This window comes from Mesorhizobium sp. M7A.F.Ca.MR.362.00.0.0 (genome assembly GCF_004023175.1).
Taxonomy (GTDB): domain Bacteria; phylum Pseudomonadota; class Alphaproteobacteria; order Rhizobiales; family Rhizobiaceae; genus Mesorhizobium.
The window spans coordinates 1-453 of sequence record NZ_RZTF01000917.1; the positions used below are offsets into that span (position 1 = coordinate 1).

Genomic DNA, 453 nt, shown 5'->3' on the forward strand with positions numbered 1-453 from the left:
CCCTGATATGGTCGGCGATGGCCTCGCGGGCATTTTCCACGCTAGAGGAAATTCGGGCCGGCAGCGGCATGTCGCCATCATCGCTGACGACAAGCTTGGGGTTGCCGAGAAAGAACCCGCTGCCGCCGATGCCGGCAAAATAGCTGTCGAAGGAGAAATCATAGCTGTCCGGCCGCACCGGCCCAGTCGGCGGCAAAAGCTTGGCATATCCAGTGATGAGGGAGCCTGCGGTCACGTCAGCCGGGATCTTGCGTGCCGAAAGCCGCACCCGTTCCGGCGCATAGCGCAGTTTCGGTCTTGCGGTCGATGTCACGTCGATGGTCAGCCGGATGCGGCCAGTTTCCATCCGGTCGAGCGAGACGACGCGGCCGGTCACCTGCGTCGAGATTTCCGAGCCCAACATTTGTGTGCCCGCACGCCACGTCTCGACCTTGGCAGCAAGCAGTCCTAGGG

At 62.7% G+C, this 453-nt stretch carries 1 pseudogene; it reads right to left on the reverse strand.

Features of this window, described 5'->3' with window-relative positions:
* Positions 1 to 453 (reverse strand): annotated as a pseudogene (locus tag EOC06_RS38515) (competence protein); the annotation flags it as partial.